Origin of the sequence: Telluria sp. B2 (assembly GCF_051789535.1) — a bacterium.
Classification (GTDB): domain Bacteria; phylum Pseudomonadota; class Gammaproteobacteria; order Burkholderiales; family Burkholderiaceae_D; genus Telluria.
Genome location: NZ_CP196525.1, coordinates 221,129 through 243,936 on the forward strand (window position 1 = coordinate 221,129; position 22,808 = coordinate 243,936).

Consider the following 22,808-nt stretch of genomic DNA (forward strand, 5'->3'; position numbering starts at 1 on the left):
ATGAACAACGGAACCACCCTGCCGAAGAAGGTCAAGATCGTCGAAGTCGGTCCGCGCGACGGGCTGCAGAACGAGAAGGAAACCATCAGCGCGCAAGTCAAGATCGAGCTGGTCGACCGCCTGACGCGCGCCGGCTTTGCCAACGTCGAGGCGGCTTCCTTCGTGTCGCCGAAATGGGTGCCGCAGATGGCCACCAGCAGCGAAGTCATGGCCGGCATCACGCGCAAACCCGGCACCATCTACTCGGCGCTCACGCCGAACATGCAGGGCTTCGAGGCGGCGCTGGCCGCCAGGGCCGACGAGGTCGTGATCTTCGGCTCGGCTTCGGAAGCCTTTTCGCAGAAGAACATCAACTGCTCGATCGCCGAATCGATCGCGCGTTTCGAACCGGTGGCGAAGGCCGCCAAGGCCAACGGCATCCGCCTGCGCGGCAGCATCAGCACGGCCTTCGGCTGCCCCTACCAGGGCGAGGTGCCGCTCGAGGCCGTGGCCGACGTGGTGCGCCGCATGCGCGACCTGGGTTGCGACGAGATCGACATCGCCGACACCATCGGCGTCTCGACCCCGCGCAAGACCCAGGAAGTGATGCTGGCGGCCGCGCGCGAATTCCCGCTGCAGCAGTTGTCGGGCCACTTCCACGACACCTATGGCCAGGCGCTGGCGAACATCTACGCCAGCCTGGAAGTGGGCGTGCAGATTTTCCATTCTTCCATTGCGGGACTCGGCGGCTGCCCGTATGCGAAAGGCGCGACCGGGAACGTCGCGACCGAGGACGTGGTCTACATGCTGCACGGCCTGGGCATCGAGACCGGGATCGACCTCGACCAGGTGGTGGACGCGGGGCAGTTCATTTCGCAGCAGCTGGGACGCAAGGGTTCCAGCCGCGCGGGCAATGCGATCGCGGCGAAGCGGGCGGGGTAAGCGGCGCGAGCTGGTGCGCACGGGGCGCCCACCCTACGAGACATTTTCATCATTCGGCCGGAAATTCTTGTAGGGTGGGCGCCCCGTGCCCACCATCAATGATCCCATCTCAGGACAACATTCCTATCAAAACAACGACGTAAACGAAAAAAGCCGACAACTTTCGCTGTCGGCTTCTCTCTTAATACTGGTCGGAGTACAAGGATTCGAACCTTGGACCCTCTGGTCCCAAACCAGATGCGCTACCGGGCTGCGCTACACTCCGAAGACATCAATAATAGCCGCTGACAGGATGTCGGTCAAGGTTGCACAGGCAAATAGTTGATCTTTTTCGGTTTTTTGGCACAACGGGAACAGGTATTGTGGATTTGGCAGCAACAGGTTTCCAATCATTCGGCAACGAGGAGCGGCGCCGCACCGAGCGCGTGCTGCTGGGCGTCGCGCTGTCGATCCTCGTGCACGGTGCGCTGCTGACGGCTTGGCGCGGCGGCAAGCCCGTCGCGCTGCCGGAACCGCCGCGCCCGATCGTGGTGCGCATACAGCCGCCGCCAGCGCCGCCGCCCGTCGAGGCCCTGGAAGCGCCGCCGCCGGCGCCTGCGCCCGCGCGCAAGCCCGAACGTCCGGCGCGCCCGCTCAAGCCCAGGGCGCCGCCGGTGATTGCGGTTCCGCCTGAAGCCAGCGATGACAGCGAACCCGATCCCTTTGTTGTCGAGCAGCCGGAAACACTGCCGGCGCCAGCGGACACGCCGCGTTTCGATCCGGAAGCGGCAAAGCGCAGCGCACGCGCGCTGGCGAACATGCGCGATCCGGCGAAAGAGGGCACGGCGATCGGGCAGTTTCCCGAGAAGCCGCTCGAGACCGAGACTCGCGCCGCCCGCGCCATCGGCGCAGCCAAGCGGCGCGATTGCAAGGATGGGGTGCCGGGTGGATTGCTGGCGCCGCTGCTGCTTGCGCTGGACAAGAAGGACAGCGGGTGCAAGTGGTGAGGGTGTGCGCTGCGGGATGGCACGCGCTGGTTGAACGCGTGGACGGCGCAGGCGGCGCGGATGGGCAAACAGTAGGGTATAGCCGTCCACCCTACGTTTCTGTGCATGTCTTTCGGAATCGAATGCGGCGCCTGAACGCGTGGACGGCTACACCCGGCAATGTGCATTCACGGAACCCGTGCGCCGCCCACGCGTTCAACCAGCGGCCGCACTGCCGCAACGCGGCCAGGACGACGCTCACTTACGTTCACTCGCCCTTGATCTGCAGCGCCCGCTCATACAGCGCATTCTTCTTGCGCCCGGTAATCTGCGCCGCCAGGTTTGCCGCCTGCTTCACGGAGCATTCGCTCAGGAGGATGTTCAGGATGCGCTCGGCTTCCACGTCGCCGGCATCGGTCTCCAGGGTCGCGCCCTCGACCAGCACGACGAATTCGCCGCGCTCGCGGTGCTGGTCGGCTTTTACCCAGGCCAGGGCCTCGCTCAGGGGACAACGGTGCACTTCCTCGAACAGTTTGGTCAGCTCGCGCGCGAACACGACCTGGCGCGTGGGCTCGAACACGGCCATCAGCCCCTCGACGCAATCGACGATCCGGTGCGGCGCCTCGTAGATGACGAGGGTGGCCGGCTCGCGCACCAGTTCCGCCAACGCCGCCTCGCGCTGCTTGGCCTTCGCCGGCAGGAAGCCGACAAAGTTGAAACGGTCGTTGACCAGGCCGCTGGCAGACAAAGCCGCCACCGCCGCCGAGGCGCCCGGCAGCGGGATCACGCGCAGGCCGGCGTCGCGCACCGCGTCGACGATGCGCGCGCCGGGGTCTGAGACAGCGGGCGTGCCGGCATCCGACACCAGGGCCACGCGCTCGCCAGCCTGCAGGCGTGCGATCAATTTATCGGCGGCTTCGCGCTCGTTGTGCTGGTGCGCCGCCACCATCTGCTTGTTCAAACCGTAACGGGTGAGCAGGGCGCCGGTCTTGCGCGTATCCTCACAAGCGACCACGTCGGCCAGCGCCAGCAGGTGCAAGGCGCGCAGCGTGATGTCGGTGGCATTCCCGATCGGGGTGGCCACGACATACAACGTTGCGGTAGGATAGGACTGCTGAGCTGCCTCGGCCATTACTGGCAGCTTGGCAATATCGATGGACTGGTTGTCGGTCATGTTGGAGATACGATGCTCGTAAATAGTCTGAAGGGCCTGCTTGCCGCTGCTGCCATTGCCACTGTGGCCGGCTGCACCAGCACGCCCCTGCCACCGGATCTGGGATGCGGCGTACCGGGCGGATTGTGCGCGCCCGCAGAGCCAAACACAAGTGCGCAACGTCCTGCGCCCCCACCACCGCCCACGCCTGCGCCGCGTTCGGAGACCCGCACCATGCCGGTCGACCTCTACCCGCGTACCGACGGCAGCCAGGCCGCGACGCCTGGCGTGCAGGCCCGCGTGGCCCTGCTGCTGCCGCTGCAGTCGCCCTCCCTCGGCCAGGCCGCCGAGGCCGTGCGCGCCGGTTTCCTGGCCGGCCATGAGCGCGACAGCGCCGGCATCACGGTCGACGTCGTCGCCAGCGGCGATACCCCCGAATCCACCCTCGACGCCTATGCGCGCGCGGCCGAGCAGGCCGACGTCGTGGTCGGTCCGCTGGCCCGTTCCGCCGTCGCCGCGCTGGCCGCGAACCGCTCCCTGAGCAAGCCGACTGTTGCCCTGAACCACCCGCAGACCGACCGGCCGCTGCCCGCCAACATGCTCGTGGTCGGCCTGTCGCTGGAAGACGAAGCGCGGCAAGTCGCCGACTGGGCCGCGCAGGAACACCCGACCGGACGCGCCCTCGTGCTGACCGGCAGCGCCGCCTGGCAGCAGCGCGCCGTCGGCGCCTTCACTTCGCGCTGGGCGCAAATGCAGCGCAACAATGCCACCATCGAACTGCCGATCAACGACGGCTATGTCGACGGCAATGCGCTGGCCGAGCTGCGCGCCCGCCTGGAAGTCGACCGCCCCGACCTGGTCTTCGCAGCGCTGGGCGCCAGCCAGCTGCGCCAGGTGCGCAGCGCGCTCGGCACCTCGCTGCCGACCTATGCGGTGTCGGCGGCGAACCCTGGCCACACCCCGGGCGCCGCCTGGCCCGAGCTCGACGGCATCCGCCTGCTCGACCTGCCGTGGACGGTCCAGCCCGACCACCCGCAGGTGATGGTCTATCCGCGCCCGCTCGACGCCGACACCCTCGACATGCAGCGCCTGTATGCGCTGGGCATCGATGCCTTCCGTGTCGCCCGTGAAGTGGCCCAGCATCCGGGCACCTCGTTCGAACTGGACGGCGTCACCGGCCGCCTGTCGGTGCGCGCGAACAACGGCGCGTACTCGCTGCGCCGCCAGGAAGCGGCCGCCGTCTACCGCGACGGTATCGGTTTCGAAGCGGTGAACACGGTCCAATAGCCATGACCGGCCCACGACTGTCCGAGAAACAGTCGCAGGGCCGCGACTGGGAACAGGTGGCGCTGCGCCACCTGAAGCGCCAGGGCCTGCGCTTTGTCGAGGCCAATTTCAGCTGCAAGGGCGGAGAAATCGACCTCATCATGCGCGACGGCGAGTCGCTCGTCTTCGTCGAAGTGCGCCAGCGCGCCGACCGCCGCCACGGCGGCGCGGCCGCCAGCATCACCCCCGCCAAGGTCCGCCGCCTGGTGCGCGCCGCCCAGGTCTACCTGCTGCGTTTCCCGAAGATGCCGGCCTGCCGTTTCGATGTCGTCGCCATCGACGGCGACCAGCTCGAGTGGCTGCGGAATGTGATTCAGCCGTAAGCAATTTTAAGAACCATTTAAGAACCCTTTGCCGCCCGTGCTTGCCACTGCACTATAATCGTCGGCTATGAACACTCAACGCATCCTCGCTCACTTCCAGGAGAGCGCCGATCTCAAGCTGAAGTCGGCCGCGGCTCTGTCCTCCCCCATTTCGCAGGCGATCGAACTGATGTTCAGCGCCCTGTCCAACGGCAACAAGATCCTGGCTTGCGGCAATGGCGGTTCCGCCGCCGACTGCCAGCACTTCGCTGCCGAACTGGTCGGCCGATTCGAGCGCGAGCGCTTCCCGCTCCCCGCCATCGCGCTGACGACCGACACCTCGATCATGACCGCGGTCGGCAACGACTACAGCTTCCGCGAGATCTTCTCGAAACAGGTGCAAGCCTTCGGCCAGGCCGGCGACATCCTGCTGGCGATCTCGACCTCGGGCAACTCGGCCAACGTGCTGGCCGCCGTCGAAGCGGCGCTCGAGCGCGAGATGCGCGTGGTGGCCTTCACCGGCAAGGACGGCGGCGCGCTGGCCAAGCTGCTGACCGACGCCGACGTGCACATCAACGTGCCGCACAGCCGCACCGCGCGCATCCAGGAAGTCCACCTGGTCGCGATTCACTGCATTTGCGACGGTATCGACGTCGCGCTTTTCGGAGGAGACGTGAATGAGTAAGACTGGCCAGGCCCTCAAGGGGCCGTTGACCAAGGCAATCCTGTGCGCAGCCCTGCTGGGCTCGCTCCAGGGCTGCGTGCCGCTGGTGATGGGCGGCGCCGCCCTCGGCGCGGCCGCGACCATGGACCGCCGCACCCTGGGCGCGCAGACCGAAGATAAATCGATCACGGTGAAGGCCGAGATCGCGGTGCCGAAGATCGTCGGCGACGCCGGCCACGTCAACATCGCCAGCTACAACCGCAAGGTTCTGCTCACCGGTGAAGTGCGCGACGAGGCAATGAAGGCCGCCGTCGAGCGCGAAGTGCGCGGCATCGAGAACGTGGTGTCGGTCATCAACGAGCTGGCGATTGCCGGCCCGTCGAGCTACACCTCGCGCTCGTCCGATGCCCTGATCACCACCAACGTCAAGGCCAGCCTGGTCGAGATGAAGACCATCTCGGCCACCTCGTTCAAGGTCGTCACCGAGCGCGGCACCGTCTACCTGATGGGCCGTGTGACCCAGCGCGAAGGCGACCTGGGCGCGAAGATCGCCCAGAGCGTCTCGGGCGTCCAGCGCGTGGTCAAGATTTTCGAGTACATTACCGAAGAAGAACTGCGCACGCAGTATCCGCAGACCTCCTCGGTCCAGCTGTAATCCAGTTGTAATCGTGCCGTAACCATTCCGGCAGGGTCCGCCCTGCCGTTTTTCTCGCACCGCCATGACTGCTTCCGCTTCCCGTTCCTGGATCAAGCCCGCCGCCATCGGCGCGGTCGTGCTCGCGCTGGCCGGCGTCGGCTACGCCACCTTCAACAGCAGGGAAAAGGCGCCCGACGTCACCTTCATCAGCATTGCCGGCGACAAGATCAGCACCCAAGGCCTGCGCGGCAAGGTGGTGATGGTCAATTTCTGGGCAACCTCGTGCACCAGCTGCGTGCGCGAGATGCCGGCGATGGTCGACACCTACAACAAGTTCAAGGGGCAAGGCCTGGAATTCGTCGCGGTGGCCATGCAGTACGACCCGCCGAACTACGTCGTCAACTTCACCGAAACGCGTAAACTCCCCTTCATCGTCGCGCTCGACTCGGGCGGCGACCTGGCCAAGTCCTTCGGCGACGTCACGCTGACGCCGACCACCTTCGTCATCGGCAAGGATGGCAGCATCCTCAAGCGCTACGTCGGCGAGCCGGAGTTCTCCCAGCTGCATGCCCTGCTGCAGAAGGCGCTGGCGGCCGGCTGATTGCTGCCGTGCTCGCCTTGCCGCGCGCCTCCTCCCTTATTACACTGACGGGTGCTGAAGGCGACTTGCCTCAGTATTCCACGCAGGCGCAGCGCCAAGGCGGTGCGCCTATGCCACAGCACGCCTGACTTAGCTCAAGCCTGGGACGCCACAATCGGCCAAGCTTGATGCGTTCGCTGACCGCAAATCCGCGGTCATGCTCGCAAAGGAGATGTAATGGGTCACTTTATTCGCAGGACAGCCATCGCGGCCGCGATGCTGGCGCTCGCCGGGTGTGCAAGCCAGGCGCGCAAGGCCGATGCGGTCCTGCACTACCAGCACGTGGCCAATGCACACGAAATCCGCTTCACCAATCCGATCGCGCTGTCGGCGGCGCTGTACCGCGTCGGCTACCTGACGCCCGTCGACTCCAAGGGTTTCTGGGCCATTTTCCTGCTGTGCAATGTCGATGTCGCCAACCACGCTTCGCGTGGCTTTCATTACAGCGTCAACAATTTCCGCGTCAGCTATGCGGGGCGCGAGATCGGCGGCCTGCCGCCCTACAGCCTGCGCTACCAGGGCCAGGTCGACCTGAACAACGCAGGCGATACGCTGCCCATCCTCGACGCGATTGCCGCCGAGATCCAGGAAGGACCGCCCGAGCAGATCTTCCACAGCGGTTTCTATCCCGACCTGAACTACCGCTTCGCCGTCTTCGTGCCCAAGGAACTCGAGGGTTACGCCGGCGAGGAATTGCAGCTCAGCTACAAGGGCCAGCAAGCCATCCTGGTCGGCAACGGCAAGTCGCCGTCCGACCTCCCGGCCGTCGGCGGCACCGCGGCCGGCGTGGCGGCAGCCTGCCTGCCGCCGTCGCCTTGACCACTCCGAATCCGGATATTTTTATATCCAGTTTCGGACTCCTGTAAGACTTATTTCGGATACAGGATCATCTGGGTGCAGCGGAACAGGGCGATCGTCTTGCCGTTCGCCTCGTCCGTCACCGTCACATCCCACACCTGCGTGGTGCGGCCCAGATGGGCCGGCGTCGCCACCGCTGCGATCGCGCCTTCGCGCGCGGTGCCGAGGTGGTTCGATTTCAGCTCGATGGTCGTGAAACTCTGCGCGCCTTCCGGCAGGTGGGCGATGCAGGCATAGCCGGCGGCGGTGTCGGCCAGCGTCACCACGCTGCCCGCGTGCAGGTAGCCGTTCGGCGCCAGCAGGTGAGACTTGATCGGCAGGCGGGCGGCAATGCGGCCTTCGGCCACTTCCAGGATGTCGATGCCCAGGTAGGCGGGCAGGGTGCCGGCGCCGCGTTCGTTGAAGAGTTCAGGAGTCAGTTGCTTGTTCATGTTAACGAGTGACGGATGAGGAATACGTCATCGTACACGTCGTCGGCGTTGGCTGCTGAAGTGACAATATTGCGAACGTTGACAGTAGGGTGGGCACACTGTGCCCACGCGGAACGCGGCATGTTCGCGGCCGTATTTTTACGTTGCGGTTTGCCCTGAGATGCGGCGTCAAGAAGCAGGCCACGCGGCCTTGATGACACTAGCGCTGTGCCGGCTTTCGCGTGGGCACAGCGTGCCCACCCTACGGTCCCGGCCAACATTCAACCTAGCGTAAGCAAAGCACAAGGACTCGAGACCTGTTTTCTATGCCCGGCGCTTCTGCTTCCCTTTCTCTCCCGCATGGCGCCGGCGCGAGGCCGAATTCTGCTGCTGCAGGATAGCATCGACCCGCTCGGCTGCCTCGCGCGCCAGTTGCTGGGCTTGCTCGATGCTGGGGAAGAACTCCGGCTGGCGGTAGCCCAGCCAGGCGTAGGCCGAGTACATGCGGCAGGTGTCCTCGACTTCCTGCAGGTTCATCCAGAACAGTTCCTGGCTGTGCGGCTGCAGCTTGCAGATCTTTTTCTTGGCCAGCGACAGCGACCAGTGTTCCCAGGCGCTCTGCAGCATCGGCACCTTGGTCGAGATCGGCACCAGCGACAACATGAATTTCTCGGCCACCGACAGCGGCAGCGTGTCGAGCCACTCGGCGCGCTCGTTCTGCTCCTCGGTAATGCGCGGATAAAAGAATCCGTCCGGCACGTCGATGTTGTGGACGAAGCGCTTGAGCAGTTTCACCAGCGAGGTCTCGCCGGTCACGGCCGAGATGCGGTGCAACTGCTCGAGCGAGGGCGCCACCGCGAAGCCGCTGGTGGGTACCGGCGGGATCTTTTCTTTCATGAGCGCACGCATCACCTCGTGGGTATCGTCGTCGTAACCGGCGACAAAACCTTCCTCGTGCACGCCGTAGCGGCCGGCGCGGCCGGCGATCTGCTTGGCCAGCGCCGCCGAGATTTCCTCCTCCTCGTAGCCGTTGTATTTGACGGCCGTGGTCATCACGATGCGGGCGATCGGCATGTTCAGGCCCATGGCCAGGGCGTCGGTGCCGACCACGATGTCGGCCTGCCCCTCGCGGAAACGCTCGGCCTGGGCGCGCCGCACTTCCGGCGACAGGTTGCCGTACACGGTGGCGACCGATAAGCCCTTCTCGGTGATCATGTCGCGCCACATCAGCACGTCGCGCCGCGAGAAGGCGATCACGGCGTCGCCGCGGCGCAGATTGGTGAGCTTGCGCACCGGCGACGGCTCCATCGCCAGCGGCGCCATACGTTTTAAAACGTGCACTTCGAGCGGCACTTCCAGCCGGTCGGCCAGCGCCTCGATCGCGCGCCGCGCTTCCGGCGCGCCGACCAGGTAGACGGTGTTGGCGGGCGCACCGCAGACCGCGGCGGTCCAGGCCGCGCCGCGGTCGCGGTCGGCCAGCATCTGGATTTCGTCGATCACCGCCACCTCGACCGGGGTCCTGGTATCCAGCATCTCGACCGTGCTGGCGACGTGGGTGCTGCCTTCGGCGATGCGGCGTTCCTCGCCCGTGATCAGGCTGACCTTCAGTTCCTCGCCGTGCGGACGGGCCGCCTGCAGGCGCTCGTAGTTTTCCAGCGCCAGCAGGCGCAGCGGGGCGAGATAGACGCCGCTGGCGGCTTTTGCCAGCGCCTCCATCGCGCGGTGGGTCTTGCCGGAGTTGGTGGGGCCGAGCAGGGCGATGAATTTGCGCGGCATGCGGCTGGCCACCTCGAACGATTGCGGGTATTCGGCCAGGTTGATGCTTTCCTTGGTGCGCGCGGCGTGGCGCTCTTCCTGTTCGCGCTCGATGGCGTGGGTGACGCGCTGGCGGATGCGGTCGAACACGTACTCGGCCGGTTCCGAGGTTTCCAGCTCGTCGAGCACGCCCAGGAACACGCGCGGATCGAAGCCGGCATCATCCGCCTCTTCGGCGATCTCGCGCACGAATTCCTCGGTGTCGACCTGCAGCTCGGCCATGGCCTTGTCGCTCGTGCGTTCCTCGATCAGCTCGCGCCGCGCATGCAGGTCCATCTTGCGCCACTTGCTCGGCTTGGCCAGCACCCCGCGCGAAGGCACCAGGGCATAGCGCACGCGCAGGCCTTCGTACTTCACTTCGCCGGAAAAGCGCAGGAACACGCGGCCTTCCATCTTGACCAGCTCGATGCCGCGCTCGGCCAGGCCCATGTCCTGCGCGAGGAAGGCGTCGTCGTCGCCGGTGTCGTTGTCGGGATTGTCGTAACGGGAATTGCTCATGTGTCGTGATCAGGATGTCTGGTTGTTATCACTATATCGCGGAAGGAAGGCGAACACGGTTCAGGGCGAACCTGCATCGGTAGGCTGCAATGAAAAACGGCCTCCGTCTGGAGGCCGCCTTTTCTGAAAACCAGGAAACGGAACGCTTATGCCGCCACGCCCGCGTCGTGCGCCTGCTGGTCGGCGTGGTAGGAAGAACGCACCATCGCGCCGACGGCGGCGTGCACGAAGCCCATCTCGTAGGCCGCTTCCTCGAACTTCTTGAACTGGTCCGGGTGCACGTAGCGGCGCACCGGCAGGTGCGAGTTCGACGGCGCCAGGTACTGGCCGATGGTCAGCATGTCGACGTCGTGGGCGCGCAGGTCGCGCATCACTTCCAGGATTTCCTCGTCGGTCTCGCCGAGACCCACCATGATGCCGGACTTGGTGACCGCGCTCGGGTACTTGGCCTTGAAGTCGCGCAGCAGTTCCAGCGAGTGCTTGTAGTCGGCGCCCGGGCGCGCTTCCTTGTACAGGCGCGGCACGGTTTCCAGGTTGTGGTTCATCACGTCCGGCAGGCCGTCGGCGAAGATGTTCAGGGCCTTTTCCAGGCGGCCGCGGAAGTCCGGCACCAGCACTTCGATCTTGGTGTTCGGCGACAGGGCGCGGGTCTTCTGGATGCACTCGACGAAGTGGCCGGCGCCGCCGTCGCGCAGGTCGTCGCGGTCGACCGAGGTGATCACGACGTAGGACAGGCGCAGGTCGGCGATGGTCTTGGCCAGGTTGCCCGGCTCGTTGACGTCGAGCGGATCAGGACGGCCGTGGCCGACGTCGCAGAACGGGCAGCGGCGCGTGCACTTGTCGCCCATGATCATGAAGGTCGCGGTGCCCTTGCCGAAGCATTCGCCGATGTTCGGGCAGCTCGCCTCTTCGCACACGGTCACCAGGTTGTTGGCGCGCAGGATGTCCTTGATCTCGTAGAAACGCGAAGACGCCGTGGCGGCCTTCACGCGGATCCAGTCCGGCTTCTTCAGGCGCTCGCCGTCGGCGATCGGCACGATCTTGATCGGGATGCGCGACGTCTTGCTGGCGCCCTTCTGCTTTTCGCTGGCGTTGTAGGCGGCGTTGTTTGCGGGAGTCAGACCGGTGTCGGTTTCGGTAGTCATGTCGCTCATGCCCGGAGGGGCTCAGTTGGTTTGTTCGGGTTCGCGGTGGTTCTCGGCAAGCGCGGCGGTCTCGGGCTCGGGGGCCTGCGCCAGGTGGCGCACCAGTTCGCGCGCCAGCGCCTGCTGCACGTCGGCCAGCGGCGCCTCGATGCCCATGGTGCGCATGTCGACGGTGGCCAGGCCAGAATAACCGCAGGGATTGATCCACGAGAAAGGCGCCAGGTCCATCGCCACGTTCAGCGACACCCCGTGGTAGGTACAGCCGTTGCCGCGCACCTTGAGGCCGAGCGCGGCGATCTTCGCGCCGCGGCGCGGGCCGTCGGCGATATAGATGCCGGGAGCGCCGGCAACGCGTTCACCGCCGAGATTATACGCCGCCAGCACGTCGATGACCGCCTGTTCGATTTTTGCCACAAATTGCCGGGCATACAACTTGCCGCCCGGCTTGTTGCGGCGCAGGTCCATCAACAGGTAGATCACCACCTGGCCGGGACCGTGATAGGTCACCTCGCCGCCGCGGTCGGTCTGCACGACGGGAATGTCATGCGCGGGTACGCCCGGACCTGCCAGCAGGTGCGCGCGGTCGGCCCCCAGGCCCAGCGTGAACACCGGCGGATGCTCGACGATCCACAATTCGTCCGGCGTGTCGGGCGTGCGCGCGTCGGTAAAGGCGCGCATCGCGGCGAAGGTCGGTTCGTAGTCGGCGCGGCCCAGCTCGCGGATGATCGGGCTGGCGGGACGGATCGGGTGCATGGGGGTCTGGTCGGGAATGTGGAACAGCCCCGACATTATATGCCAGTGCCCACGGCCTTGCCGGGGCACCGACGGGTGTTGCTTGGGTTAAAGAACGATCTTGACCATCGGGTGCGACGACAGGGTGCGGTAGATGTCGTCGAGCTGCTCGCGGCTGGTAGCACGCACGATGCAGGTCAGGCCCGTGTAGTTACCCTTGCCGGAAGGACGCACTTCCATGCGGCCGTGGTGGAAGGTCGGGTCGAAGCCCGTCACCACCTCGACGATGGTGGCGGCGAAGGCCTCGTGCGTCGGGCCCATCACCTTGATCGGGAAGTCGCTCGGGTATTCGATGAGGGATTCTTTCGGGTCCATGTGCAATTCCAGTGCAAAAGCACATTGTAGCCAATGCGCGCGGGCGGCGTAGCGTCCGGGTCCGGATTGGCTTTGTTGCCGGCGAAAAAGCGCCGGCCAGCCTGGCCGGCTGGCGCTCAGCGCTCCATCTGGCGCGGCACGCCGCGCCGTGCGTTGTTCTCCGTATGCCTCGGCTGGGCCGGCGCCGCTTCGGTCCGGGCCGGGGCGGCGGCCGGGGCGGGCGCCGACACCGGGGGCGGGGGCGGCGATACCACCGGCATCGCGCGCGGCGGCGGCGGCGCAACCGCAACCGGGGCCGGCCGTGCCTGCTGCTGCGCCTGCAGTGCCTGCTGCTGGGCCCGCATCGCCGCGGCCGCCTCGATGGCGCCGCGGTCGACGCCGCGCGTGACCGGCGGTGGCATCGGCTGGGCCGTCATGGCCGGGCGCGGCGCCGGGCTGCCGATCACGGTGACCGCGCCGCCGCTCTCGACGCGCTGCTGGTAGCGCTGGCGCCGGCCATCCTCGAACACGGCGCGCGGCTCGATGCGTCCACGTTCGTCGCGCGTGCCGCCATTGAATACCGGCGGCGCCGTCGTGATCACGCCCGGCTGCGGGGCCGGCGCCGCGACGGTTGCGGCAGGCGCCGGCTGGGTGACCGGGCTGGGCGCCGGCTGCGCAGCGGCGCCGGGATCGCGCCCGGTTTCGTCCGCACGGGGAACGCGGCGATCGCCCCGGATCCAGTCGCGCCGGCCATCCTTGCCCTCGGCGCGGCGGTTCTCGCCTGCGCCGCTGTGCCACAGCACCGGCGGCGTCGGCGGCAGCGCCACCGGGGCGCGCTGCCAGTTCGCCGGCGGCGTCGCGCGCGGTTCGCGCGGCACCACGACCTGGTCGCGGCGGTGGAAGCGGTCCTGCGGCACCACGGTCAGGCCCTCGCGCCGGTAATCGCGCTTCCTGCCGTCGCGATCGCGCCAGCCGTGCCAGTTCAGGCGGCGCTGGTGGTCGTCCGACAGCCGGTAGCCCGGCACATAGCGCTCGTGCGGGGCCAGCGGATACCAGCCCTGGCCGGGAGCGGGCCGCGAATCGAAGTTCAGGTTCCAGCCGATGCCGCCGACCCAGCCGACCAGGGCCGGCGCCCACACCGGATGGCGCTCGTGGCGTCCCGGCGCCCAGGCCCAGCGCTTGTTCACGTGCACCCAGCGGCCATAGTGGAAGGGCGCGTAGCCCCAGGGGGCGTTGTCGACCCAGGTCCAGCCCCAGGGAGCGATCCAGGTCCAGCGGCCGTCGCGGTAGGGCACCCAATCCGATGCGACCGAAGGCATCCAGAGCGCGCCGTATTCGCTGTCGCTGCGCCAGGTGCCGTAGCGGTCGAGCTCTTCGTAGCCGGTCATCTCCGGCGGAACATAGCGGGTGGCGAGCACGGCGTCGGCTGCACGGTCGCGTTCCGCGGCCCAGTCGTCGAAGGCGGTGCGCATGGCCTGGGCGGTGCGGATGTCCGGCCCGGCCACGTCGGCGCGGCGGCCGGCGCGCACGGTCAGGAGCTCGCCGCCGCCCTCGACGATGGCGACGCCGTCGAACACGTTGACGCTGCTGGTGTCGGGCACGCGCTCGGCGTCCACGCGCAGGCGGCCCGGTTCCTGCAGCAGGATCCGGCCCTGGGGCGTGGACAATTCAAAACCGGGGAGCACGTCGGCATTCACGATGCGGATGCTGACGCTGCCGTAGTGCAGGTGCAGGCGCAGGTTGTCGTCGTCGAGCCGGTCCACGTCGAGGCGGGAGTCGCCGTCGAGGCGGATCGCGGTCGAGCCCACGCGCAGCTCGGTGCGCGCGCCCGGCGCGGTGGTGACGGTATTGCTGGAAGTGATGGGCCAGTTGACCAGCGCGTTGCTGGCGCTGTCCCCGGTACCGCTGCTGATGCTGACCTCGCCCTGGGTGAGGGCAATGCGGCCGACCCGTGCCGGCGGATCGTCCGCCAGCGCCACGGTCGAACTCAGAAGGGAACTGAGCGCAAACGCCAGGAGCGTTGCGGTCTTCAGAAAACGTGGTTTCATGATGGGCTCCGGCGGGGGGACGGACAGCGTCTACCTGATTACAACGCAGGACGGGGCGGTGCGACAATGCGGGTTACAGACGGTTGCAACTTGTGCATGAGCGAAACATACCACGCCCATGTGCCCTCCGGAGCCGCCGTATCAGGCAGCCGCGCCGCGCTTGACGAAGAACAGCATGGAACCGACCACGACCAGCACGGCGCCGAAGAAGCGGTTCTGGATGCGCACCGCGCGCGCATCGCGGAACAGGCGCTGCATCGAGGCCGCCAGCGCGGCGTAGCCGTGCATGACCAGGCTGTCGATGGTGACCATGGTCACGCCCAGGATCAGCAGTTGCGGCAGCAGCGGCGCATCCTTCGAGATGAACTGCGGCAGCACCGCGACCATGAAGATGATGCCCTTCGGATTGGTGGCGTTGGTCAGGAAACCGGTCAGCACGCGCTTGCCGAACGAGGGATGCGCGGCCAGGCCGGCGCTGCTCGCCATCGGGCCGGACTCGGCCTTCGAGCGCCACTGCGACACGCCCAGGTAAATCAGGTACAAGGCGCCGACCACCTTCACCACGGTAAAGGCGGTTTCCGACGCCAGCAGCAGGGAGCCGACGCCGGCGCCGGCGATCGCCAGCACCAGGATCAATCCGAACTGCAGGCCCAGCACGGTGGCGCTGGCCTTCCTGACGCCATAGGCCAGGCCATGGGACATCGACAGGACGGCGCCCGAGCCGGGCGAAATGGCAATCACGGTGCCGGCGATGACGAAGGCAATCCAGGTGGCGAAACTCATGCTGGGAACTCGAAGACGGGAAAGGAGGAAAAACGGGGGAGGAAACGGCAGGGCGCGCGGCGTCGAGCCGCTGCGCCCTCGGTGCAGGATTACTTCTTGCGCGGGTTGACAGCGGCCTTCAGGGTGGCGCCGGCAGCGAAACGCGGGGTCTTCGACGCGGCGATCTTGATGACGTCGCCGGTTGCCGGGTTGCGGCCTTTGCGGGCTGCGCGCTTGGTCACGGAGAAGGTGCCGAAGCCGGTAATGCCGACCGTGTCGCCTTTTTTCAGACGCTCGGTGATGATCTCGATGATCGTGTTGACCGCAGTGTTGGCCGCGGTACCCGACATGTCGGTACGCTTGGCAAATTCAGCGATCAGTTCGCCTTTTTTCATGGTGCCTCCGGGGTTGAAAGAGCGGAAAGATTAGCACAAAAAATTGCCGGTTGTAATCTTTCAGCGCGGCCGTCAGCCACGTCCGCCTTCCCGGGAAGGCCGGAAACACGGGCTTCCTGCGAAATCGCCTGAAAATCGGCGGCCTGCCAGATGCACAGGCCGCGCAAGGCGGCCATGCGGTCCACGCGGCGATGGCCGCGGCCCATCTGGCGCGCGCTCCCGCTTACAGCAGCCCCGCCTCCGGCCCGGCGTTCGCCAGGCGCGTGCGCAGCGCGGCGTTGATCAGGGTCTGGTAGCCGGTGCCGCAGCGCTCGGACAGGTTGCGGAACTCGGTCAGCACCTCGTCGTCGAGGTAGATCGTGATACGGGTCTTGCGTTTGGGCGGACGGGTGCGGCGCGCCGGCGCAGTGGCTTGGTTCGCGGCTTGGTTCGTGGTCGGGGTCATGGTGGTCTCCTTCGCTAGGCGAGGCTGCCGTACCGCGGCCTCGATGCTGGACTATACGTACGTCGGCCGGCCGCGTGGGACCGAAAGCGACGAGCTGCAGTTTTTCGCGCCTGAACTGCAATAAATCGCGCTGAACCGTGTGCCCGGAGCTGCTGCCCTCGGTTAAGATGCTGCCATATTGACATCTGAGGAGCAGGACCCATGGCTGCAGGCAGTTTGCTGGCATTACTCGACGACATCGCAAGCGTGCTCGACGACGTCACACTGATGAGCAAGGTGGCGGCGAAGAAGACCGCCGGCGTGCTCGGCGACGACCTGGCCCTCAATGCCCAGCAGGTCACGGGCGTGAAAGCCGACCGCGAGCTGCCGGTGGTGTGGGCGGTGGCCAAGGGGTCCCTGATGAACAAGGCGATCCTGGTGCCGGCGGCCCTGCTCATTTCCGCCTTCGTCCCGTGGCTGATCATTCCGCTCCTGATGATCGGCGGCGCCTTCCTCTGCTTCGAGGGTTTCGAGAAGCTCGCCCATAAATTCCTGCACAGCCCCGAGGAAGACGCGGCCAACGAGGAACGCCTGGCGGCCGCCCTGGCCGACAGCAATGTCGACATGCGTACGGTGGAAAAGGACAAGATCAAGGGCGCGATCCGCACCGACTTCATCCTGTCGGCCGAGATCATCGTCATTTCGCTGGGCACGGTGGCGGCGATGCCCTTCCTGCAGCAGCTCTCGGTGCTGGTCATCATCGCACTGGTGATGACGGTCGGCGTGTACGGCCTGGTGGCGGGCATCGTCAAGCTCGACGACGCCGGCCTGTACCTGAGCAAGAAAACGGGTGGCTTCGCGCGCGGCCTGGGCCGCATGCTGCTGGCCGCCGCGCCACGCCTGATGAAATTCCTGTCGATCGTCGGCACGGCCGCCATGTTCATGGTCGGCGGCGGCATCATCGGCCACAACTGGGAACCGCTGCACCACTTCGCCGTGAGCGCGGCGGAGACGATGGGGAACGTTCCTGTCGTCGGCGGCGTGCTGCATGCGATCACGCCGACCGTGATCGATGCGCTGGCAGGCGTGATCGTCGGCGGCCTGGTGCTGCTGGTGGTGACGATTGTTAACAAGCTGCGCGGGAAGAAGACCCACTAAGAACAGCGCATGCCGCGCCGCCGGTGCGGCATGCTCTCTCAATCGCAGGGATTGCCGCCTGGACGCCGCAGGACACTGCCGCTGAGGGCATGCGCATAGCGCTCATACGCAAGGACACGCTCCTTCGTGTTCATCGTCCTGGCCCTGATTGCGGTCACGATGTCCGGCGCCTCGCTGGCGCTGAACTGCCGCCAGATGCACCCGACTCCACGGGTGATGGCGCGTGCCGAGGAGGCGACCGCCTGCGGATCGCTCACCTCGGCCTCGAGCGCTCCCTGCAAGGCTTGCGCAAACTGGATCATTGCTTTCTGTTGCACATCGGAAGTCTTCTTGCTGGCGATGAATGCGGCAACATCGGGACGCACGTTGTCTCCTTGCGACACGGGACCGGCAGAGGACAAGGTCGTCCCGGGGCGAGGCGCAACGGCCCTGGCCTGCGATCCCGCCGCAAACAGCACGGCAAGGAGCGGCAGGCAGATGGCAATCCTCGCTGGGACACGACGCAAGCTCACCGGTAAGCTCAGCTGAAAAAAGGGCCATTCATGTCGAATGGCCCGATTCTACCGCTGCCGGCCCTGCGCGAGCCGGCACCCCGCCATCAGTTGGCGACCACCTTGAAGTTGCCGTCGGCATCCTTGGTCACGTTGATCGTGGCGGCCCGGATCGGGGACTCGTTACCGCTCGTACCGAGCTGCGGACCGACATCGAGCGTGCGGGTCAGGAGCTCGCCATCGTGCGACGAGGCCACCTGCACGGTTGCGCGCCGCCCGTCCGCGCCACGGAAATTGTTGATGCCGATCGTGTAGACCCCGGTCTGCACCTTCGCCGCATCGCAGGATGCATAGTAATGCTCGGGGCCCTCGCCGATGATATTGTCCAGGTCGAGGTAGCCGCTGTTGGCTATCCGGTTCGCATAATAGGAGTGGGAGCCATCCGGCTCGAAGGTGTGCAGGTCGACATCGCCCTCGCCGTCCCAGGTCAGCGTGACCGTGAAGAATCCCTGGTTGGCGACCGTATCGGGCGGCTCCAGCTCGCCCAGCGCCGTGGTCATCTGCCCGCCAACCCGGGCGCGCGAGGCGCGCGTCGCGTCCAGATAGGTGTTGATCAGTGTATGGCCGGACAAATCGGTCTTCGACACCGGCAAGTTGATGTTCACGGGTTGTACTGTGGACAGCCCCTGGATGCGCAAGGCGTTGATCACCAGGTCGATGTCCGCCAATCCATACTCGCCCTGGACGGTCGGCGACGCGGGTGCGACGTGGACGACCCGGACGCTGGCGGCGCCGATCTTGGGCCGGATGAAGTTCGCGGCGCGGTTGACGAACAGGTTGCCTTGCGAATGGGCCACCAGCAGCAGCATCTGCCCCTCGACCCGGGCCTTCTCGAGCATACTTTCATGCTTGCGGTAGTCGGCATCGCTCGGCGGGTTGCTGATCAAGGAAGACAGGGCGGCGGCGGTCTTGGTTGCGATCAGGCTATAGAAGGAACCGAGGGCATCCGCCGCCGCCGGGAACAGGGCGGTGATGCGGCCCCAGAAACCCAGGTCTTTCCCCTGGCCCGTCAGGGTCTCCCAGAACAGTTCGGTGTGCTTGGCGAGTTCGCCGCTCGCGTCGATCTCGCCGGCACGCTGGATGAACACCTCGAGCACATCCTGGAGGGCGCTGCTGCCAGCCGCGGAACCGGTCGTGTTATAGAAGGTATCGTAGGTGATCGGTTTGCCTTCGAAGGTGTCGCCCTGTAGCGCGGCCAGGGCCTCCATGCCGTTGGCGGCATCGTCCGGCATGTTCCACACGCCATTGAAGAAGCCGATGGTATAGCCCTTGCCGGTACAGAGCGACGCGACCTGCGCCAGTACGGCGGGCGCGGGCAGCATCAGCGAGAGCGCCAGGAAGGCGGCAAGCAGCTTGCCGCAGAACTTATTGGTTTTCACAGGTATCCCCCCCTCGGCCGCGAAATGATGGTGCCGTTCAAGGCGCCCGCAAGCCGGCCATAGGCCAGCACCCGGTCCTTCGTATTCATGGTGATCTTCTTGAATTCCATGACCGTATCCGCGGCGCTGTCCTTGCCCAGCCGCTGCCAGATGCAATGGACACCACGGGTGATTGCTTTCGACGACGCATTCACCGCACTCTCGTCCGCGAGATCGACCAACAGCGCGGCCTGCATTGCCCTGGCATGCTGGAAAAGCGCCTGTTTCTGTTCGGCCGGCAGGTTTTTGGCGTTGAGGTAGTTGTCCACATCGTCCCGGATGCCATTGTTGTTGGCGTCGGTGCCTGCCAATCCGCCATCGCGCTGAAGCCGCGGCAGTTCGCCCGAGGCTTCGAGCATCGCGATCGCCTCGGCCACCGACTTGGCGGTCTGCACCGGCGGCGGCGGCGGCGGCGGTGGCGGTACGTCGTCGTTGCTGCTTCCGCCGCAACCGGCAAGAAGCGCACCGGCAAACAGCAGCGCCATATAGTTTTCCTGTTTCATCAACTACCCTCGCTGGAAGGAATGCGACATATCGGTGGACGATTGGATATCGGCCTGGATGGGGTCCGAAATAGTTCGGTTAGACAACCTCTCGAAAACGATAGCGAGCCGATTCGGCCCGCATATTGAGCAGGCCGAACATTTAGTGAGAGATGTGGAATATAGGAAACGCGAAAAGCGGATCTCAACAGGGACGAATGCCCTGTCGTGGAGAAACGGAGATGCATCGGCGGCGCCCAGCCCCTACCGGACAGGACCGGCGCGCCGCCGCGCTAGCGAAAGAGGATGCGAACCGGGTGCCACCCGCCGGCTTACACGCCGGCCGCGACCTGCGGACGGCGCAAGGCCGCCACGCCATCGCGCACCGCCCAGACCAGCGAGCCGGCCGACATCGCGGTCAGCACCCAGCTCGCCCAGCCGTAATCGACCCGCACCAGCGCCGTCGGCGACGCGTGCCACCAGAGCAAAGCCTGCGTGACCAGGGTGATCAGGATTCCGAGATTGATGAACAGGAACAGGTGCAGCGCCCGTTCCGAGACCGGCAGCACGCGGATGTCGCCTTCGACGATCACGTCCCTGGTCGAGACCGCCACCTCGGCCAGCAGCAGCGCAGCGATCCACCAGACCAGCGCCCCCTCTCACGCGAACCAGGCGAGCGAGCCGAAGGTACAGGCGAAGATGCACTCGCGCGCCGCATGCAGGGCCTCTTCAGGCGCGCTGTCGCCGCGCCTGGGCAGCCTGGCCAGGAGCTCGTGGTTGACGACGATGTCGACGAAGCCGAGCACGCCGTGCAGCATGAGCGCATAGACAAAGAGCGGCACGTTTTTCCCGTCTGTTCTAGACTTTCACTGGTTGCGGCGCAATGCGATCGCGCCAAGCGCGAGACCGACGGCAAAGGCGGCGTAGACGCCGGCCAGCGATTTTTTCGACAGGCGTTTCTCGTAGCCCGGCTGCAGGCGCTTCGGCGTGAGCTTGTAGTCGGCGAAGCAGGCGATCGCCGAGGTGGCGGCGGAGGCGGCGAGCGTCACGCGCAGGTCCTTGCGATCGAGCTTTTCGCCGGCCAGGCGCTCGAACAGCACCGACCAGAAGGTGGCGCTGAGGTGGTGAATGGCATAGCCGGTGATCGTGTACTTCAGCGAGAAACCGTCGTGTTGCGCGGCCTCGTCGCCCCAGATCCAGTGGCTCACGGCGTTGGTCGGGGCGTAGGCGCTGCCTGCCTCGCCACGCCCGAGCAGGGCCAGGGCCACGGTCGAAACCACGCTGGAAGCGGCGCCCGATACCAGGCCGCGTTGCATCGATGTTGTCCAATCTGCCATTGTGTCGTCCTCATTCATCGGTAAAGGAGTGTGCATGCGGATCTTGCTGACGGGAGCCAGCGGTTTCATCGGACAACACCTGTTGCAGGCGCTGCTCGCCGAAGGCCACCACGTCGTGTGCGCGGTGCGCTCGCCGCCCAAAACCAGCCTCGATCCGCGCCTGAGCTACGTGCAAGCTGACTTCGCAAAAGATACCGATAAATCCGTCTGGCTGGCGCGCCTTAGCGGCATCGACGCCGTGGTGAACCTGGTGGGCATCTTCCGCGAATCGGGCAGCCAGACCTTCGAACGCCTGCACCTGGAGACCCCGCGCGCGCTGTTTGCCGCCTGCGCCGAGTCGCACGAGGTGCAGGTGGTGATCCAGCTCTCGGCGCTGGGCGCCGACCGCGAGGCCGAGACCCGCTACCACCTCACCAAGAAGGCCGCCGACGACTTTCTCGCCTCGCTCCCGCTGCGCGCGTACATCGTCCAGCCTTCCCTGGTCTACGGGAAGGAAGGGGCGAGCGCGCGCGTGTTCAAGGCGCTGGCCAGCCTGCCCTTCGCGGTGCGCTTCGGCAGCGCGCCGCAACTGGTGCAGCCGGTGCACATCGACGACGTGGTCGGCGCCATCATCGGACTGCTGCGCCACCGCCTGCCGCTTGCGCCCGGCGTCACGGCGCAGCGCGTGCCCCTGGTCGGGCCGCAGGCGCTGCCCTTTACCGACTACCTGGCGGCGCTGCGCACGGCGATGGGCATGGGGCGCCTGCGCGTGCTGCCCCTGCCGGGCTTTCTCGCGCGCGGCCTGGCCAAGCTTGGACGCTGGCTGCCCGGTGGCATCCTCGACGAGGACGCCCTGCGCATGCTCGACCGCGGCAATACGGGCGACCCGGCCATCACTGCCCAGCTGCTGGGGCGCCCGCCGACACCGATCGCTGAATTCGTCACCGACCCGCAGGCCGAACGCACCCAGGCCAAGCTGAGCTGGCTGCTGCCCATGCTGCGCTGGAGCATCGTCGCGGTGTGGATCATCACCGCCATCGTGTCCTTTGGCCTGTATCCGGCCGAGGCCAGCTACGACCTGCTGGCCCGCACCGGCATTCCCCCATTCCTGCAGCCGCTGATGCTGTACGGCGCGGCCACTTTTGATCTGCTGCTCGGCCTGGGCATCGCCTTCCTTTCTCGGCGGCGCTGGCTCTGGCTCGCACAATTGGCCCTGATCAGTTTTTACACGGTCGTGATAGCGTGGAAGCTGCCGGAATTCTTGCTGCATCCCTACGGGCCCCTGACCAAGAACCTGCCCATGCTGGCCGCCATCTGGCTGCTGTATGAACTCGAGGAGAAATAATGGAGTACGTCGTCGTGAAGTGGCTGCACATCCTGTCGTCGACCTTTCTGTTCGGCACGGGGATCGGTTCGGCCTGGTACATGCTGTTCGCCAACATCAGCCGCGACGTGCGGGCCATTGCCGTGGTCGCGCGCAATGTCGTGATCGCCGACTGGATCTTTACCGCCACCACCGCCGTCATCCAGCCGCTCACCGGCTTCTACATGATCCACCTGGCCGGTTACCCCTTCCACAGCAAGTGGATCATGTGGTCGGTTGCGCTCTACATCCTGGCCGGCGCCTGCTGGCTGCCGGTGGTGTGGATCCAGATGCGCCTGCGCGACTTGTCAAGCGAGGCGGTGCGCACCAACACCGAGCTGCCGCCCTTGTACTGGCGCTATTTCAAGACCTGGATCGCGCTGGGCGTGCCGGCGTTTATCGCCTTTGTCGTGATCTTCTGGCTGATGGTGGCGAAACCGATGTAACGAACGAAGCACGGGCGCGGGCCGC

General features: G+C 66.2%; 27 protein-coding genes and 1 tRNA gene. 11 read left to right on the forward strand and 17 right to left on the reverse strand.

The features are described 5' to 3' along the window. Nucleotides 1-921, forward strand: coding sequence for a hydroxymethylglutaryl-CoA lyase (locus tag ACSUZJ_RS00930; protein ID WP_499412445.1), 921 nt, complete (start codon nt 1-3; stop codon nt 919-921). A gap of 188 nt (nt 922-1,109) precedes the next feature. Here the strand turns inward: ACSUZJ_RS00930 and ACSUZJ_RS00935 are convergent. Beyond that, nucleotides 1,110-1,186: transfer RNA gene (locus ACSUZJ_RS00935), tRNA-Pro, on the reverse strand. Nucleotides 1,187-1,289: 103 nt separating this feature from the next. Between ACSUZJ_RS00935 and ACSUZJ_RS00940 the strand changes: the two genes are divergently transcribed. Further along, nucleotides 1,290-1,907 carry a hypothetical protein gene (locus tag ACSUZJ_RS00940; RefSeq protein WP_499412447.1) on the forward strand — a complete coding sequence of 206 codons (618 nt, stop codon included), beginning with the start codon at nt 1,290-1,292 and terminating at the stop codon, nt 1,905-1,907. Between the two features lie 247 nt (nt 1,908-2,154). On the opposite strand, the gene rsmI is transcribed toward ACSUZJ_RS00940, so the two are convergent. Continuing rightward, nucleotides 2,155-3,060 carry a 16S rRNA (cytidine(1402)-2'-O)-methyltransferase gene (gene rsmI, locus ACSUZJ_RS00945; protein ID WP_499412449.1) on the reverse strand — a complete coding sequence of 302 codons (906 nt, stop codon included), beginning with the start codon at nt 3,058-3,060 and terminating at the stop codon, nt 2,155-2,157. Nucleotides 3,061-3,273: 213 nt separating this feature from the next. On the opposite strand from rsmI, the gene ACSUZJ_RS00950 reads away from it, so the two are divergent. From ACSUZJ_RS00950 to ACSUZJ_RS00975, 6 genes are all read left to right on the forward strand, one after another. Continuing rightward, nucleotides 3,274-4,326, forward strand: coding sequence for a penicillin-binding protein activator (locus tag ACSUZJ_RS00950; RefSeq protein WP_499412450.1), 1,053 nt, complete (start codon nt 3,274-3,276; stop codon nt 4,324-4,326). Nucleotides 4,327-4,328: 2 nt separating this feature from the next. Further along, a complete protein-coding gene (locus ACSUZJ_RS00955; RefSeq protein WP_499412451.1) occupies nt 4,329-4,688 on the forward strand; it encodes a YraN family protein in 360 nt (119 codons plus the stop codon). A 67-nt stretch (nt 4,689-4,755) separates the two neighbouring features. Then, complete coding sequence (locus ACSUZJ_RS00960) at nt 4,756-5,352, forward strand: phosphoheptose isomerase (protein ID WP_312553724.1); 597 nt, start codon at nt 4,756-4,758, stop codon at nt 5,350-5,352. Continuing rightward, complete coding sequence (locus ACSUZJ_RS00965) at nt 5,345-5,986, forward strand: BON domain-containing protein (RefSeq protein ID WP_499412453.1); 642 nt, start codon at nt 5,345-5,347, stop codon at nt 5,984-5,986. The genes ACSUZJ_RS00960 and ACSUZJ_RS00965 overlap by 8 nt, the downstream gene beginning before the upstream one ends. A gap of 64 nt (nt 5,987-6,050) precedes the next feature. Then, entirely contained in the window at nt 6,051-6,569 is a 519-nt protein-coding gene (locus ACSUZJ_RS00970) for a peroxiredoxin family protein (protein WP_499412454.1), read from the forward strand. A 216-nt stretch (nt 6,570-6,785) separates the two neighbouring features. Next, entirely contained in the window at nt 6,786-7,427 is a 642-nt protein-coding gene (locus ACSUZJ_RS00975; RefSeq protein WP_499412455.1) for a hypothetical protein, read from the forward strand. A gap of 50 nt (nt 7,428-7,477) precedes the next feature. On the opposite strand, the gene ACSUZJ_RS00980 is transcribed toward ACSUZJ_RS00975, so the two are convergent. The 9 genes from ACSUZJ_RS00980 to ACSUZJ_RS01020 form a co-directional block, all read right to left on the reverse strand. Further along, entirely contained in the window at nt 7,478-7,897 is a 420-nt protein-coding gene (locus tag ACSUZJ_RS00980; protein WP_499412457.1) for a PaaI family thioesterase, read from the reverse strand. 303 nt (nt 7,898-8,200) lie between these two features. After that, entirely contained in the window at nt 8,201-10,189 is a 1,989-nt protein-coding gene (locus ACSUZJ_RS00985) for a helicase-related protein (RefSeq protein WP_499412458.1), read from the reverse strand. 146 nt (nt 10,190-10,335) lie between these two features. Further along, on the reverse strand, nt 10,336-11,334 hold the full coding sequence (gene lipA / locus ACSUZJ_RS00990) for a lipoyl synthase (RefSeq protein WP_499412460.1): 999 nt from the start codon (nt 11,332-11,334) through the stop codon (nt 10,336-10,338). A 21-nt stretch (nt 11,335-11,355) separates the two neighbouring features. Next, nucleotides 11,356-12,087 (reverse strand): lipoyl(octanoyl) transferase LipB, encoded by a 732-nt coding sequence (gene lipB, locus ACSUZJ_RS00995; protein ID WP_499412461.1) that lies wholly within the window; start codon nt 12,085-12,087, stop codon nt 11,356-11,358. Nucleotides 12,088-12,174: 87 nt separating this feature from the next. Beyond that, nucleotides 12,175-12,441, reverse strand: coding sequence for a DUF493 family protein (locus tag ACSUZJ_RS01000; RefSeq protein WP_312552756.1), 267 nt, complete (start codon nt 12,439-12,441; stop codon nt 12,175-12,177). A 116-nt stretch (nt 12,442-12,557) separates the two neighbouring features. Continuing rightward, on the reverse strand, nt 12,558-14,468 hold the full coding sequence (locus ACSUZJ_RS01005; protein ID WP_499412462.1) for a DUF6600 domain-containing protein: 1,911 nt from the start codon (nt 14,466-14,468) through the stop codon (nt 12,558-12,560). Nucleotides 14,469-14,609: 141 nt separating this feature from the next. Further along, on the reverse strand, nt 14,610-15,251 hold the full coding sequence (locus tag ACSUZJ_RS01010) for a LysE family transporter (protein WP_499412463.1): 642 nt from the start codon (nt 15,249-15,251) through the stop codon (nt 14,610-14,612). Between the two features lie 89 nt (nt 15,252-15,340). Further along, nucleotides 15,341-15,625 carry an HU family DNA-binding protein gene (locus tag ACSUZJ_RS01015; protein ID WP_499412465.1) on the reverse strand — a complete coding sequence of 95 codons (285 nt, stop codon included), beginning with the start codon at nt 15,623-15,625 and terminating at the stop codon, nt 15,341-15,343. 223 nt (nt 15,626-15,848) lie between these two features. Continuing rightward, nucleotides 15,849-16,070, reverse strand: a complete 222-nt coding sequence (locus ACSUZJ_RS01020; protein ID WP_499412467.1) for a BrnA antitoxin family protein — start codon at nt 16,068-16,070, stop codon at nt 15,849-15,851. A gap of 201 nt (nt 16,071-16,271) precedes the next feature. Here ACSUZJ_RS01020 and ACSUZJ_RS01025 point away from each other — a divergent pair, with 201 nt between their 5' ends. Beyond that, nucleotides 16,272-17,207 carry a DUF808 domain-containing protein gene (locus ACSUZJ_RS01025; RefSeq protein ID WP_499412469.1) on the forward strand — a complete coding sequence of 312 codons (936 nt, stop codon included), beginning with the start codon at nt 16,272-16,274 and terminating at the stop codon, nt 17,205-17,207. A gap of 38 nt (nt 17,208-17,245) precedes the next feature. Here ACSUZJ_RS01025 and ACSUZJ_RS01030 read toward each other — a convergent pair whose 3' ends face one another. The 6 genes from ACSUZJ_RS01030 to ACSUZJ_RS01055 form a co-directional block, all read right to left on the reverse strand. Further along, nucleotides 17,246-17,572, reverse strand: coding sequence for a hypothetical protein (locus ACSUZJ_RS01030; protein WP_499412471.1), 327 nt, complete (start codon nt 17,570-17,572; stop codon nt 17,246-17,248). 233 nt (nt 17,573-17,805) lie between these two features. Next, the gene (locus ACSUZJ_RS01035; protein WP_499412473.1) at nt 17,806-19,137 is read right to left on the reverse strand and encodes a DUF2135 domain-containing protein; all 1,332 of its coding nucleotides are present in this window, start codon (nt 19,135-19,137) and stop codon (nt 17,806-17,808) included. Continuing rightward, complete coding sequence (locus ACSUZJ_RS01040) at nt 19,134-19,679, reverse strand: hypothetical protein (RefSeq protein ID WP_499412475.1); 546 nt, start codon at nt 19,677-19,679, stop codon at nt 19,134-19,136. The genes ACSUZJ_RS01035 and ACSUZJ_RS01040 overlap by 4 nt, the downstream gene beginning before the upstream one ends. A gap of 311 nt (nt 19,680-19,990) precedes the next feature. After that, nucleotides 19,991-20,272 (reverse strand): hypothetical protein, encoded by a 282-nt coding sequence (locus ACSUZJ_RS01045; RefSeq protein ID WP_499412477.1) that lies wholly within the window; start codon nt 20,270-20,272, stop codon nt 19,991-19,993. Between the two features lie 45 nt (nt 20,273-20,317). Then, nucleotides 20,318-20,500, reverse strand: coding sequence for a hypothetical protein (locus ACSUZJ_RS01050; protein ID WP_499412480.1), 183 nt, complete (start codon nt 20,498-20,500; stop codon nt 20,318-20,320). A 24-nt stretch (nt 20,501-20,524) separates the two neighbouring features. Beyond that, the gene (locus ACSUZJ_RS01055) at nt 20,525-20,974 is read right to left on the reverse strand and encodes a hypothetical protein (RefSeq protein WP_499412482.1); all 450 of its coding nucleotides are present in this window, start codon (nt 20,972-20,974) and stop codon (nt 20,525-20,527) included. A 55-nt stretch (nt 20,975-21,029) separates the two neighbouring features. On the opposite strand from ACSUZJ_RS01055, the gene ACSUZJ_RS01060 reads away from it, so the two are divergent. Next, entirely contained in the window at nt 21,030-22,319 is a 1,290-nt protein-coding gene (locus ACSUZJ_RS01060) for an SDR family oxidoreductase (RefSeq protein ID WP_499412484.1), read from the forward strand. After that, nucleotides 22,319-22,783: a DUF2269 family protein gene (locus ACSUZJ_RS01065; protein ID WP_499412486.1), complete on the forward strand. Its 465-nt coding sequence runs from the start codon at nt 22,319-22,321 to the stop codon at nt 22,781-22,783. The genes ACSUZJ_RS01060 and ACSUZJ_RS01065 overlap by 1 nt, the downstream gene beginning before the upstream one ends. Nucleotides 22,784-22,808 lie beyond the last annotated feature (25 nt).